Here is a 12,390-nt window from a genome sequence, read left to right on the forward strand (position 1 = left end):
TCTCACTCCTAATCTATTAATTGTCCCATCATAATATCTTTTATTTTCTCAATCTCTTGATCTATTGTATTACGTACAAAGTGCTGCCCTTTTACTCGTCCTTTACCATTCGATTTTCGGTGCCCATGCTCGACCATATACCAATAAAACTTATCACTCTCAAACTGGACAGACACATGATCGTCTTTGATGACCACTTTTAAGCTATCCCTCAAGTGCTTAGTGTTTCTATCAGATTTTTTTATTTTACCTTCAAGCTTACGAACAAAATATTTTGCTGCTTTATCAAGATTCCTTTGGCTAACATTGCTATCCACACGAGCCAAGGTGTTTATATCTTCTAAAGCTTGGGCGAAACCATTGTTATTGTTCATTGGCGCACCTCACATTTGTAATAAATTGTGTGATGGTAGAATCATTTTCATCATATGGATAGCCTTCAAACTGATCATAAGGAACACTATATTTATTGAACACCTCTTTTAACGGCTTACAAGCCGTTTCTGTGCCGTTTGTGATAATTGCTATCTGATACAAGGGCATATCTATTAAAACTCGATTCGAGGCACGTTTGTGCGTCTCATTAACAAATTCGTAAACAATATACGGATAAGTTGCATTGTTAGGCTCACTATCACGATAGACTGGCAAACCCGACTCTTTCATAATGGTTCGTAATTGTTGAAAATTAATCTGCATAAGACAAACTCAACTCCATAATGCGCTCTTCTTCACGCACATATAGGCGCTCTATGTCATAGATACGCTCATTAATTTTGACTCGAAAATCATCTTGATTATTTTCAACCTCACGATCTAAGCGAGTCTCTATTTTTTTCATGATTTCTTGTGAATCTTTAAAAGTGAATTTATCCGCTGCGGTAATGCCAAGGTTGTTATACTTTAGTCCCCTTACTTTGACATATCCTGTCACTGGTCTATCTGTTTCAGAATCAATGTATTCCTCTAAACGCATAAGTTCAGCAGTCCACTTTAAATTATTCGTCTGTCTCTTCGGCATCATAAACCTCCTGGACAAAGAAAGGTGTCATGGCATCTAACGCTTCAGATAATTCTTTTTCTGCCACTCGATACTCATAGAAAATACCAGCAACCATTATGATTAAATACTCTGTTTGCTTTCCAGTAGCATTTTTAACATATACTTTTGCCTGGTTTAAATAAAAAGAGAGCATGGAATCATCCATCCCCTCTTCCCAATGAATATGCGACTTTAATTTAGCGACAAGCTCATCATTCATTAAGCACCACCAGCATTAGGGTCCGCTTGTCCAACTTCATAACGATATACCGCAGGCTCGAATGGAGAATACACAAGTTGTCCATCTAGTAAGTTATAGATTTGGAAACCTACTTTGTTTGTACCTGCATATTTTTCAATTAATTTTTGAAGTTCCATCGCACCAATAACATCTTGGATATGGAATGCTTTAAAATCACCAAAATAGAATACTGGTTTAGTTGCATCGGTTCCATTAGCTGCATCGGTGAAATCCAATTTATGACCAAGTAGCTTGTAACCTACACCATCAGTTGCATCTTGGTGTAAAAGGGGGCGACCTGTTGTGTCAGTCATATCCTCTAAAATTGTTAATGCCGCACGGTTGACAATCCACATTGATTTTTTAAGAACTTCCGTTACTGGTTGTCCTTTTAATTTTACAAGTTGTGAATACAGCGATTGAGAATATCCAGCAGCATTTACATCTACAGGTGTAGACTCGTAATATTTAACTGCTTTTTTCGCAAGTGCACCAGGGTTTTCATTTCCAGAATCATTACCATTAAACATATAATTTGTTTCTTTACGAACATAAGCTTTCTTTAATTCTTCGATTACAATATCTTCAACATTAACACCTGACATTTTCATTAATTTTTTTGTCACGGTTGCCAATGCATCGAACTCAGCTGGATCAAGCAAGATTTCATCGAATTCAATAGACGTTTCTGGAATCTCATTACCGTTTCCACGCTCTTTCTTATTAACATTAGCTTCAGCCTTTTTAACAAGGACAGGATATTTGACATTACCCTTTGTTTTATGACGAGATCCATATTTACGTAATAAGTTTTCTTCCTGGGCATAAGTAATGATTTCCGTAGCGATAACTTCTGGAATTGTAACGGAACCATTCCCAGCTTCTACACCTAATGAGCGTGCTTCAGCTTCTGTAATTTTACCAACAACAAAATTAGCAAATGCTGAACGAACTTCTTTTTCCTTTGCCTTGGTTGATTTATGACCACGTGTAGATAAGCCTTTACCAATGGCACTCATAATTCCATCACGTTGCTCGGTAGAAATACTAGAACGATTTTCTGGATCTGCTGGCGGGTCCTCTGGGTCAGCTGGTGGATCTTCATCTCGATTTTCTGGATCTGCTGGTGGATCCTCTGGGTCAGCTGGTGGATCTTCGGGATCATCACCTAACTCGGCTAATGAATCAGCAATTGCCTGGGCTTCTTCAGCAAGTTCTTTTACTTCTGTTTGTACACTTTCTAAATCCTCTGCACGAACTTCATTTTTTTCTAACTTAGTACGAAGCTCCGTTAAACGCTGCTTATTTCTTTTTTGTATAGCTAACAATAATTTTTTATTCATTCTCCAAAACTCCCTTAATTTGTTTTATTATTTTCAAACGCTTTTCAGCATTCTCATCAATTTCCTTACTACGAACAAGAGCCACCTCAGTATTTTCATATGCTGGTATGCTCACAATACTAATTTCAAATAGCTCGGCTTCATTAACAGTCCTTAATGCTGGCTCTATAGAGTAATCCCAACTTTCTTCAGTTGCAAAGAAACCAAATGAACATTGATTAATATCACCTCTCGCCATACTCACAGCTAAATCTGTTGCATAAGTGGTATTAGGTAAATCAATTTCAAACTTTAAGCCACGTTCATCTTCAGATAAAATTAACGTGCCGCTTTTAGTACGACCAATTAACTTGTCAAAATTATGGTTAATTAGCGCCCTAATATCACCATTCTCAGAAAGTGTACGTGAGAAAGCGCCTGGACTAATCATTTCCTCAAAGTATTCACCAATGGATGTTTTAGAATTAAATACAGCTGCATAACCGCTTACTCTTAGGGATTGGTTTTCACCATCACGCTTCTCAACGTTGGTGATGTCAAATGTCCTCGTTTCCTTTTTCTTTGTCATTTCCATCACCTCCCTTCAAGCTGTCAGCTGTGGCTTTTCCTAAATCCTCACTGGCAATTAAATCTTTAGAAATATAAAGCTTGCTAGATTCAGGCGTGTTTAATTTATCTTTACCTAATATGTCTCTAGCATCATCTGGTGAAGCTATCATTGTACGAACTAAGTTATAAGCAATATTTGTCTTAGTGCTGTATGGAACAAAGTCTAAAATATTAATCTTAAATTTTATTTTCTTATTGGAATTTGAGCCAAAAAAAAGAAGAGTCAAATGCTCTTCAAAGATTTTCATTATCGGCTTGGCTGCTTTGTTATGGAGGTACATCATTGCCTTCTCTAAGTCTGTTTTTATTAGAGACGTGTATGTGTCCACATTTATGCCCAAATACTTGCCTAAATCCTTTTTATAGATATTTAGGTATGCCAATGTTTTTTGGTCGTCTATGGGGCTTTCTAGCGTGTCTATCTCGTACCCTTTCCCTAATGGAATCATTTTCACTGATCTAGATTCTTCTATTTGTTCTAATTGGTCCAGGATGGCTTTTATTAATTTTGATTGTGCGCCATTCTGCGGGTTAATATGAGCGTCAAGTTTTAAAAGGAATGCTAATAGTCCACCTTTTTTATATTTGTCTGTAAGGACCTTTTCTGCGCTCATAACACCTTCCAATGTATCCTTACCTAACTGCATCAAGCCGACACCCTGCAAATGGTTAGTGCCTATATTTTTAATATGACGAATCATAAAGCCAGGTATCTTCGTGCCATTAATGGAAAATTGCTCGATTAGCCTATCATCTAGTTCAGTATGAACATTGGATGCCAGGTGTAACTTGTCACCGTCTAGCACAGGGAAAACCTCTCCTTGCAGTAAATAAGTATTAGTCATGAGTTTAATAAACTCTGAACCAGTAAGATAATTGTTAGGGTTTTTCAAAACATTAAGCGATGAATCATTTTTAATCTCATTGCCGTTGTCATCCTCGACAACTATCTCAGCCAACATTAACTGATTACTTATGTCTTGCAGCAACTCATATACATCAGACGACTCGAGTATATTTTCATCATTTACATATCTACCACCATAACGAATAGTATTAGAGAAAATATCCTCAACCCAACCACGCTTTTCAATTTGCTTGTAAATAAAATTTGATGCCCAATTACGTAATCCCAATTAATCACCGCCTTTCATAATAGATTAGGTAATGAATTATTTTCTTTTCCAAGTTGTTACAGGACCTTTGCATTTAGGACAACAAATTCCGTCTAAATGTTTATGGGTATCTATGATGTTCCATTCACAATTCATACAGTAAAAACTTTGTTTCGGTGCTTTACTCATTTTTTCCACCTCATCTATAAATTGATGCTAAGTAATCGTCCATTTCTTCAGGCTCAACTAAAGGATCCATCATGTTCATAGTTTCTTTATGAGCAATTAAAAAAGCGACAAACCCATCTATATGTTCGGGGCTTTTTCGCTTTGAAGGTACTTTCAAATTATTCATATTGGTAACTATCTTGGCATTTGACGCACAAAATAAAAATAAAGGATTATCCGTAAAAACCCTTTCTTGTAATAACAATGTTTCAAAATCATCAAATGGTTCATTCATTACAGTTGGAATTTGTGATACTTCAATACAATCAATACCCAGCATTCGCCACCGCTCTACTAATTTTTCAGCAAGGGCAGGGTCATAATTAATCTGACGCAAATCATAATTATCAAAAACCCATTGCACATATTCATCCACCATATCTTCATCAATCGTTTTGCCAGGACATAGTGTGACAAATCCCCTCTTAGCTAATTCACGATATGGGACATTTCGTTGCTGCTCTTTCTCTTCAATACCAAACTCAGGGATGAAATACATTTGTTTAAATTTCAATACTGGTTTTCCTTCCTCATCATAAGTTGGAAAATTAATATCTACGCATGTTAAATCGGTTCGCCTAGATAAATCAATACCAACCACACAAGTGAGTCCTTCCAATTCACCTAAATCATCCACTTCTACTTTTTCCAATTGGTCCAGTTCAAAATAAGTTTCTGCATAATTGACAAAAACATTTAAATGCTTGGAAAGAAACTCGGCACGATTAAAGCTATTGTTTTGTGCTTCTTTAAAGGCATTCTCCAAGAATTCCATATTTACAGAAACACCAATGTTAGGGTTAACCATCATCCATACTTTGCGATCTTCCCAATCGTACCCTTTGTTTGGTTCATATATCATAACAAACCAGGAATCATCGTTATTTTTCTTCAATACTTCCTTTCCGTATGCATGAATTTGCGAACCAAGAGAACCCGTTTGTTTACCAGCTGTAGATGTAATTATATTGAGTGGTTCTTCTTGAGCAATTTGGGCAGAACGCAAGTTATCATATTGCTCACGATCCATTTGAGCATGGACCTCATCGAAATAGTTAATGTACGGGTTTTTACCTTCATTCCCTGCATTATCTTTCGAAAGTACTTTTAATGTATTTGCATATTTTATACCATCTTCAACAAAAGAATATTTGATTGACCTTATAGTATCTTCCTTACCCTTATATATACGTGTACCTGGTCTTAAATCTGGACTATTTTCAATGGTAAGTCCAATTGGAATGGCTGCATTTTGACATTGCTCAAATGTATTTGCTGAAATGTAAATATCGGCACCTTTAACACCTTCACCATACATGCCATAAATAACAGGGGAACCACCCATAATTGTTTTTCCGTTTTTCTTCGGTACTTGGAGGTAAGCTGTTCTAATTACTCTTACCGCATTTCCATCTTTGTTGTATTTTTGCCATCCATAAATGTTAGCAAAAAAGAACTTTTGCCAGGATTCCAATAATAAAGGCTGTCCAGCCCATTTTCCCTTGGCATGCTTTAGAAATGTTTCTGTAAAATAAAGCATGTCATTGGCTTTGTCATTATCAAACCAAATATCCTTCCTCTTTTTCCATTTCTTATATCTTTTAATGGCTAGTTTAAGAGACTTCGGATATTTATTAGGATCCGCATCAAACTCTTTAACAAATTCATCTGCATAATTCACACTGAAATCTATCATTGGCTGCGCATCCTTCGCTGTCTAAACTGAATTAATTTATTGTTTTCTTCCTGTTCTTCTTTCTCTTTAGGTTCTTCGCTCTCTTTTGCAAGGAGAACACCATTTTTCTTAATTAATTCCTTGTTTTTACCGTCCAAACCAAGTTGACCAAGAAGCTTCGCTAATTCTTTACGCAATTTCTCTGTTCTTTCTTCCTGGTATTCTTCGTATGCATCCAAATAAAGCTCAATCAATAATTCCAAAGCAGGGGAATAGGTGCCAGTTTCGACTAATGCATTGACAACTTGTTCACGTCTAACGGAACGGCTAGAACTTTCTTTTGCTTTTGTCGTACTACGTTTCTTCTTTTTTGTAGTACTACGAACAACACCGCCTATTTTTTCATTCCATTTATCACGGCTCTTCCAGGCGGAAATAGTCTTTTCCAAAACATCTAATTGTTTCGCTATTTCACGATTGGTAATGTTTCCAGCGTGTTCGTTAAATAATTCAAATGCTTTATCTCTGTTAGGATCTCTTTTCCTCGGCAACCCATTCCCCCCTCTCTTTGCAGTAATAAAAATTTTAAAAAAATCAATTTGAGGTGCACGCTTGCCCCCACTCTACCTATCCTCCCAAAATGGACTATCTTTCTTTTTCGATAGGGGGGCTTACAGTTTCCAATTAAACTTCGTCTTTTTCTCATTCGTCTCATTCTCTATAATCATGTGACACTTTGGACAAAGGAGCATTAGATTGTCATCATCTAACTTTAATGATGGATCAACTTTAATTGGTACAATATGATGCACATGAGCTTGTCTACCGAATACGAACTTACCGCACTCTTGGCAGCAGCCTTTCTCTCTCTGGTATACTTCAGAACGTTTGAACTTCCATTCATCAGTAGCATAGAATGATTTATTGTGTGAATAAACAACCTTCTTCTTTTTCCTGCGCTGATGTGCTTCACAATATCTACCTGATGAAACGTATGTCCTACACCCTTGCTCACTGCAATACTTCATTGATCGCCTTTAGAATATCTTCTTTCTTCTTTGCTTCAGCTGGTATTTCGATATTGTTATCAGCTGCATACTTCTTTAACTGTGGTATGTTCATTGACTCTAAGGATGGAGAAACAGAACCTACTGGAACAAATACAACTTTCTTCTCCTTAGTATCCCAGTACTCATTACCTTGTGCGGTCTTTCTCATGAATACGTGCATATTAGTCATCTCCTTTAAAATAGCCCTTCTATATATACATCATTTGTATGACAAAAAAGAGCCTATTCACATAAGGCTCTTAGGAATAGACTCTCATTCTTTCTTTGCTCTATTTTCATTTCTGCTCGTTTTAAGTGGGTTTGAACTGTACTTTTCTTAATACCGAGTAATTCAGAAGCATAATCAAATGTAATGCCTTCAACTTTGATTAATAAGAAAATCTCTTTCTCTCTATCACTCAATGTACATAAAGCATCTTCAACTATTTCTTTTTCATATTGAGTGAAGTCTTTTTCACTTGGACCTTGTTGATTTATAGGAAGGACATCTAATACAGAAGGATCAGTAATGTAAACACCATTCTTATCAATGCCACGCCTTGCATCTGGATTATGTCCTCTTCTTAACCACTCTATAGTAAAAACTAAGTCTGAAATAATACTAGAAAGTACTTTTTCATCTTCTTCATCTTTTAATGATTTATGATTTACATGCTTTATTTTCCGTCTCATTGTCCTGGCAAGGCGTAATGATCTCTTATATTCAGCAATTAACACCCTCATTTACACATGCACCTGCCTTTTTTATAAAAATGCGTTACCTTCTGTTACCTCCTTGAACCCTTGATATGTATGCATTTCTTGATGTTTTCAAGATAAAAGGTAGCGCATTTACCCCCTTATTTTCTTTATATATTTTTATATTTTATTTATATATATTTATATATAAGAAAGTGATTTTATCTGTTACCTGTTACCGACACCCTATGAAGTACTGATATAAAGGGATTTATCACGGTAACTAAAAGGTAACAGGGTAACGCATTTAGGTATATTTTTAATGAAAATGGTCAAAAATCAGCCTAATTTCAGCTATTTTCGTGACCAAAAATGGTCAAAGGGAAAATGAAAACATTTATATACCAAGGCTTGCGCTAACCCCTGTGACTAATTTTGGTCAAGCGAAAAAAATATTAATCTTTTAAAACGAATAATCTTTTGTTTTTACCGTCTATTTTTTGTTGCTTAGTTGTATAACCAAATATGTGCTTAACCATCTTACTAAAGCTGATATTGCTAACGGCTTGAAATCCATTTTCGGAACAATAAACTTTATACTGCATGTATACATCACCAACCACACTACGCTCTAATTCGATATCTTCATTGTTAATGAATGAAAGAATAGGATTGTTTTCTTCCTGGTATTTCTCCATTTCCGATTCAACCAGTTTAGATTTAGTAAACTTATTGTTCTTCAATAATCGTTTTAATGCGTGGAGAGCGATATTTAAAATGTATTGCATCGATTCTTCAGATAAAAGCTTGTCTGTAATGAATGGATCGTAATCCTCATCATCAGGTGAGAATTTAGCTTTAAATGGTACAATCTGCAATCGTCTCCCTAACCCATCACTATAATCATTAATCCTGGGCATTTCATTGGCTGAGAAAATTAACTTTGCATAATTGGTGAAATCAAAAGGATCCTTACCCTTTCTTTCAACGTTCAATGTCTCACCTGTAGAAAGTTTTTTGAAAACGGATGATTCTTTGATATACCCTTTAGAAATATCATCACCAATGTTTACTAGCTTTCCAAACAATTCAGCTGTTTTAAATCGTTGGTCTAGCTCCTTTAAATCCAAAGATGCGGTATTATCAGGACCAACTAACTTACGGATAATTTTAAGATAAGATGATTTACCATTAGACCCATCACCAGTGAGAATAAATGTGGCAGCAAATTCATTTCTTCTAAATAAAATGTAACCTAATATTTCTTCCAAAATGGCACGGATATTCTTATCATTAACTGCCATCTTATTTAATGTGTTATCCGTCACATCATAATGAGCATCTTTCACATAAGCAACTGGCACTTTATTACGAGTGATGATATTTGGATCAAAGTCCTGTAGCTGCCATTTCTCTAAATTGAAAATACCGTTTTTCACTGGTACATATTTGGTAGAAGCAAAGGTTTTAATTGGCGCTTTCAACTGTAAATATGCCAATGTCTCCTGACGTTGCATTCTCTTTAATGATGGAATATGACCAATCATTGCACTTTCTATATCATCTTGCTTATCTGAATAAACACCATCCTGGTATATATGCAACAAGTTAGCAATCTTGCATATGTGATGCTCGTTAATTAGGAAATTGCCAAACTTCTCATGCTGGAAAGCATTCTTGATGAAAAATGATTCCTTCAAAAACGCTTCATCACGTAAGATAATGTTTAATTCGCTTTTATCTACTGGATCATCCAGGATATAAGAATTAATGATTGATATAGTTTCTTTAATGTCATTCTTAGCCATACCTTGTGACTGCATTTTTAATATATAGGTGAAAAGCTTATCATTGCGCCCATCACCTTCAGATAATTTGTTTAAGTTGGGATTCTTTTTATTGTATGGATATAACCATGCTGGCAGTGGTTCATGTTCATTTACCTTGCGAATCCACTTCCGAGTTACACCATCTATTTTTAGAGGATCTCCAGTATTTCTAATGCCTAATTTGTAATCACAAAGAATACCTATATTTGAATACCATTTAATCTTGTTGGCAGTTATATCATATCCTTTAAAATAGAAATGCATACCGTTATTTGTTTCAAGAACTGAACATTTTATATCTTTATCTTCCACGATATCGAAAAGCGTTTCTGCTTCATCCATATCATCTACATCAACCATTATGAACTCATCACCTAAAATCCCTACAAATGAATCTTCTTTTCTTGCTGTATGATAAGAAAGTAATTTACCACCATCTTTGAAGGAGGTTGCTGCATGTTTACCGTTTCCTTTTAAGTATCCTTTGTACATATTCACTCACCTACTTTTTTACTGCATATATAAAACTATTTAATTTACATAATTTACTTAAAGAAGTATTATTTAACTATCATTTTGAAAGGAGGAATTATTTTGAGTATTCCTAGTTGGCTAGAAAATAATAAAGTGCGTTTTTTCGTTGTACAAGCTGCATCAAAAGAAGTAATAGTTTGCATAAACGAAGTTACCTCAACGAAAGTAGTATTCATTGAAGATGTACACACTGGTAAAAGGGCTTTCCCTGACAAAGAAAAAATAGTTACCACTAATGGAGACATTACACATTTAGTAATGGAATTAGCTGAACAACTATAAAACTACTTTGGGATACAAGTTTGTATCCCGATTTTATTTGTCATCTCCTAGAAAAGCATTTATCCTATCTACTGCCAAATCAAGATACCACCAATAATCTAACTTACCTGGCACTTCCATTTTTTTTATATCTCCATTCTCGATGAAACAACGTTCCGGCACATAAGGTATTTTTTCAGAAGAACCATTCTTAACTTTCGACAATGTATGGTCATTTTTATCTACTGAAGCAAATACGCGAAAAACACGCTCATTCATTCTCTTTCTGCCATATCTGGCATAATCATATTTGTTACTCACCTTTACTATCTTTTGAAACTTAATCAGATCCTTGCAATTGAAAATGGTTTCTTCCGGATCAATACCTTTCACAAAATAATTAACGATAGCTTCATTAACTATAGGCAAATCATTGTCTAATGGTGATAAGTGTTTTACATAGGAGCCTTTTGATTTATAATTTCCATCTGCATCAACGATGATATAATTATTTACATCTTTTTGAATGACCTTTGTAAATTCCTCAAACTCAAGTTCCATATGAGTACGCTGCTCCCATTCATGACAAATATCATCAATCAACTCATAATCATCACAATGACGTAACTTTACTAAGACACCATCGGTATTGGATTGGATAATGTCACAATGAGGCTCTAATTTTTCTATTAGGTCAAGGAGCAACGTCATGCCACCTATGCAAACATTATTGGCCATCAACGGATCATAAAGGCCGTTGTATTTATCTTTCATCGCTCCATATGTCCCATTAATTACGATTTTCAATGGAGCCTGACGCTTGTCTTTTGCTGCCTTATACTCCAGTCTTCTGTCACGGATCTCTCTGAACTTATCAGGATTTTTCACATTGCGGCTTAAATATCCGTATTCAATCATTAATGCAGGGTAGTAACTAGCTACATCAATATTAAGAAAGCAACCTGTCCCATAATAATTACTCCTAGCCCCATGTAACCCACCCCATGCAAAGATGTGATGAACACCAGCAATTTCTGTTTCAAATACCTTTTTATAATCTTTGTTTTCCATATAAAAATTCAGCACTTCTTTATATTTATCAATACGTAATGTATTGGGAAAAGAGAAATCAAACTCATCATTTCGTGGCACCTTTGGTTGTTTAGCATCCAGGATAAAAGCAGATAACTGCGCCTTCGTTTTAGATATATTCTTTAATGGTAAATTGAACATTTTCAGTAGTTCAATCTGAGATTCAAACTCCGTTATTGTCTCCATAAAAATATGCATAGTTTCATGTACATCGTGGCGACAATACTTTATAACTTCATCAACTTGTGAACTTGTCAGTTCGCTATCAATGGTAAAGTCAACTGATGACTCACGAATATCATGACCTTGGAAGCCTTCCAGCTGCTTTAATGAACGAAATTTATTTGTCATTACATCAAAGTTAAAAAGCTGTATTTTCCAGAAGTCTTTGTAAAATTTCCAACCTGGCTCTTTTTTCACAATTATCCACTCGTTTATTTCTTGTGGTGTAAAACCACATATGATTGCCTTTAAGATGTACTGATCATAATGGCGGGAATTATAACCCACCCATATGTCAGTCTTATGCTCATTGTAAAAATCAATTAAGGCTTGTTCATTATTAACAATGACTTCTTCCGACTGATATTCAGTGTTGGTTATAACGACAACCCAGTCATATTTAAACACCTCAAAGTCATAAAAGAGCATCTTCTCACTCCTTCTATGATAT

15 protein-coding genes are annotated in these 12,390 nt (G+C 35.3%); 1 reads left to right on the plus strand and 14 read right to left on the minus strand.

The annotated features are described in order from the left end of the window. Window positions 1-8 precede the first annotated feature (8 nt). The 13 genes from MHI57_RS07090 to MHI57_RS07150 all read right to left on the minus strand — a co-directional run bounded on the left by MHI57_RS07090 (window position 9) and on the right by MHI57_RS07150 (window position 10,322). On the minus strand, window positions 9-374 hold the full coding sequence (locus tag MHI57_RS07090) for an HK97-gp10 family putative phage morphogenesis protein (RefSeq protein ID WP_340975524.1): 366 nt from the start codon (window positions 372-374) through the stop codon (window positions 9-11). Next, a complete protein-coding gene (locus MHI57_RS07095; RefSeq protein WP_340975526.1) occupies window positions 364-699 on the minus strand; it encodes a hypothetical protein in 336 nt (111 codons plus the stop codon). The genes MHI57_RS07090 and MHI57_RS07095 overlap by 11 nt, the downstream gene beginning before the upstream one ends. Beyond that, complete coding sequence (locus MHI57_RS07100; RefSeq protein WP_340975528.1) at window positions 689-1,021, minus strand: hypothetical protein; 333 nt, start codon at window positions 1,019-1,021, stop codon at window positions 689-691. The genes MHI57_RS07095 and MHI57_RS07100 overlap by 11 nt, the downstream gene beginning before the upstream one ends. Beyond that, window positions 999-1,262: a head-tail connector protein gene (locus MHI57_RS07105; RefSeq protein ID WP_340975530.1), complete on the minus strand. Its 264-nt coding sequence runs from the start codon at window positions 1,260-1,262 to the stop codon at window positions 999-1,001. Before MHI57_RS07105 ends, MHI57_RS07100 begins: the two co-directional genes overlap by 23 nt. After that, window positions 1,262-2,626 carry a phage major capsid protein gene (locus tag MHI57_RS07110; protein WP_340975533.1) on the minus strand — a complete coding sequence of 455 codons (1,365 nt, stop codon included), beginning with the start codon at window positions 2,624-2,626 and terminating at the stop codon, window positions 1,262-1,264. Before MHI57_RS07110 ends, MHI57_RS07105 begins: the two co-directional genes overlap by 1 nt. Continuing rightward, complete coding sequence (locus MHI57_RS07115) at window positions 2,619-3,194, minus strand: HK97 family phage prohead protease (RefSeq protein WP_340975535.1); 576 nt, start codon at window positions 3,192-3,194, stop codon at window positions 2,619-2,621. The genes MHI57_RS07110 and MHI57_RS07115 overlap by 8 nt, the downstream gene beginning before the upstream one ends. After that, a complete protein-coding gene (locus MHI57_RS07120) occupies window positions 3,163-4,371 on the minus strand; it encodes a phage portal protein (RefSeq protein WP_340975537.1) in 1,209 nt (402 codons plus the stop codon). The genes MHI57_RS07115 and MHI57_RS07120 overlap by 32 nt, the downstream gene beginning before the upstream one ends. Before the next feature lie 178 nt (window positions 4,372-4,549). Beyond that, on the minus strand, window positions 4,550-6,274 hold the full coding sequence (locus MHI57_RS07125; RefSeq protein WP_340975539.1) for a terminase large subunit: 1,725 nt from the start codon (window positions 6,272-6,274) through the stop codon (window positions 4,550-4,552). Further along, window positions 6,271-6,804: a phage terminase small subunit-related protein gene (locus MHI57_RS07130; protein WP_340975542.1), complete on the minus strand. Its 534-nt coding sequence runs from the start codon at window positions 6,802-6,804 to the stop codon at window positions 6,271-6,273. The genes MHI57_RS07125 and MHI57_RS07130 overlap by 4 nt, the downstream gene beginning before the upstream one ends. A 120-nt stretch (window positions 6,805-6,924) precedes the next feature. Continuing rightward, window positions 6,925-7,281, minus strand: a complete 357-nt coding sequence (locus MHI57_RS07135; RefSeq protein WP_340975545.1) for an HNH endonuclease — start codon at window positions 7,279-7,281, stop codon at window positions 6,925-6,927. Next, window positions 7,265-7,483, minus strand: a complete 219-nt coding sequence (locus MHI57_RS07140) for a hypothetical protein (RefSeq protein ID WP_340975546.1) — start codon at window positions 7,481-7,483, stop codon at window positions 7,265-7,267. The genes MHI57_RS07135 and MHI57_RS07140 overlap by 17 nt, the downstream gene beginning before the upstream one ends. Before the next feature lie 62 nt (window positions 7,484-7,545). Then, window positions 7,546-8,046 (minus strand): sigma-70 family RNA polymerase sigma factor, encoded by a 501-nt coding sequence (locus MHI57_RS07145; protein ID WP_340975551.1) that lies wholly within the window; start codon window positions 8,044-8,046, stop codon window positions 7,546-7,548. A gap of 410 nt (window positions 8,047-8,456) precedes the next feature. Next, window positions 8,457-10,322, minus strand: a complete 1,866-nt coding sequence (locus MHI57_RS07150; protein WP_340975553.1) for a DNA primase family protein — start codon at window positions 10,320-10,322, stop codon at window positions 8,457-8,459. 102 nt (window positions 10,323-10,424) lie between these two features. On the opposite strand from MHI57_RS07150, the gene MHI57_RS07155 reads away from it, so the two are divergent. After that, window positions 10,425-10,646 carry a hypothetical protein gene (locus MHI57_RS07155; RefSeq protein WP_340975554.1) on the plus strand — a complete coding sequence of 74 codons (222 nt, stop codon included), beginning with the start codon at window positions 10,425-10,427 and terminating at the stop codon, window positions 10,644-10,646. A gap of 33 nt (window positions 10,647-10,679) precedes the next feature. On the opposite strand, the gene MHI57_RS07160 is transcribed toward MHI57_RS07155, so the two are convergent. Next, window positions 10,680-12,368, minus strand: coding sequence for a hypothetical protein (locus tag MHI57_RS07160; RefSeq protein ID WP_340975556.1), 1,689 nt, complete (start codon window positions 12,366-12,368; stop codon window positions 10,680-10,682). Between the last annotated feature and the right edge of the window lie 22 nt (window positions 12,369-12,390).

Source organism: Cytobacillus sp. FSL K6-0129 (assembly GCF_038007625.1).
Classification (GTDB): domain Bacteria; phylum Bacillota; class Bacilli; order Bacillales; family Cytobacillaceae; genus Cytobacillus; species Cytobacillus kochii.

Excerpts from the sequence above, each read along its gene's own strand:
- MHI57_RS07090 (WP_340975524.1), bottom strand. The coding sequence starts at position 374 with ATGAACAATAACAATGGTTTCGCCCAAGCTTTAGAAGATATAAACACC.
- MHI57_RS07095 (WP_340975526.1), bottom strand. The coding sequence starts at position 699 with ATGCAGATTAATTTTCAACAATTACGAACCATTATGAAAGAGTCGGGT.
- MHI57_RS07100 (WP_340975528.1), bottom strand. The coding sequence starts at position 1,021 with ATGCCGAAGAGACAGACGAATAATTTAAAGTGGACTGCTGAACTTATG.
- MHI57_RS07105 (WP_340975530.1), bottom strand. The coding sequence starts at position 1,262 with ATGAATGATGAGCTTGTCGCTAAATTAAAGTCGCATATTCATTGGGAA.
- MHI57_RS07110 (WP_340975533.1), bottom strand. The coding sequence starts at position 2,626 with ATGAATAAAAAATTATTGTTAGCTATACAAAAAAGAAATAAGCAGCGT.
- MHI57_RS07115 (WP_340975535.1), bottom strand. The coding sequence starts at position 3,194 with ATGACAAAGAAAAAGGAAACGAGGACATTTGACATCACCAACGTTGAG.
- MHI57_RS07125 (WP_340975539.1), bottom strand. The coding sequence starts at position 6,274 with ATGATAGATTTCAGTGTGAATTATGCAGATGAATTTGTTAAAGAGTTT.
- MHI57_RS07135 (WP_340975545.1), bottom strand. The coding sequence starts at position 7,281 with ATGAAGTATTGCAGTGAGCAAGGGTGTAGGACATACGTTTCATCAGGT.
- MHI57_RS07140 (WP_340975546.1), bottom strand. The coding sequence starts at position 7,483 with ATGCACGTATTCATGAGAAAGACCGCACAAGGTAATGAGTACTGGGAT.
- MHI57_RS07145 (WP_340975551.1), bottom strand. The coding sequence starts at position 8,046 with ATGAGGGTGTTAATTGCTGAATATAAGAGATCATTACGCCTTGCCAGG.
- MHI57_RS07150 (WP_340975553.1), bottom strand. The coding sequence starts at position 10,322 with ATGTACAAAGGATACTTAAAAGGAAACGGTAAACATGCAGCAACCTCC.
- MHI57_RS07160 (WP_340975556.1), bottom strand. The coding sequence starts at position 12,368 with ATGCTCTTTTATGACTTTGAGGTGTTTAAATATGACTGGGTTGTCGTT.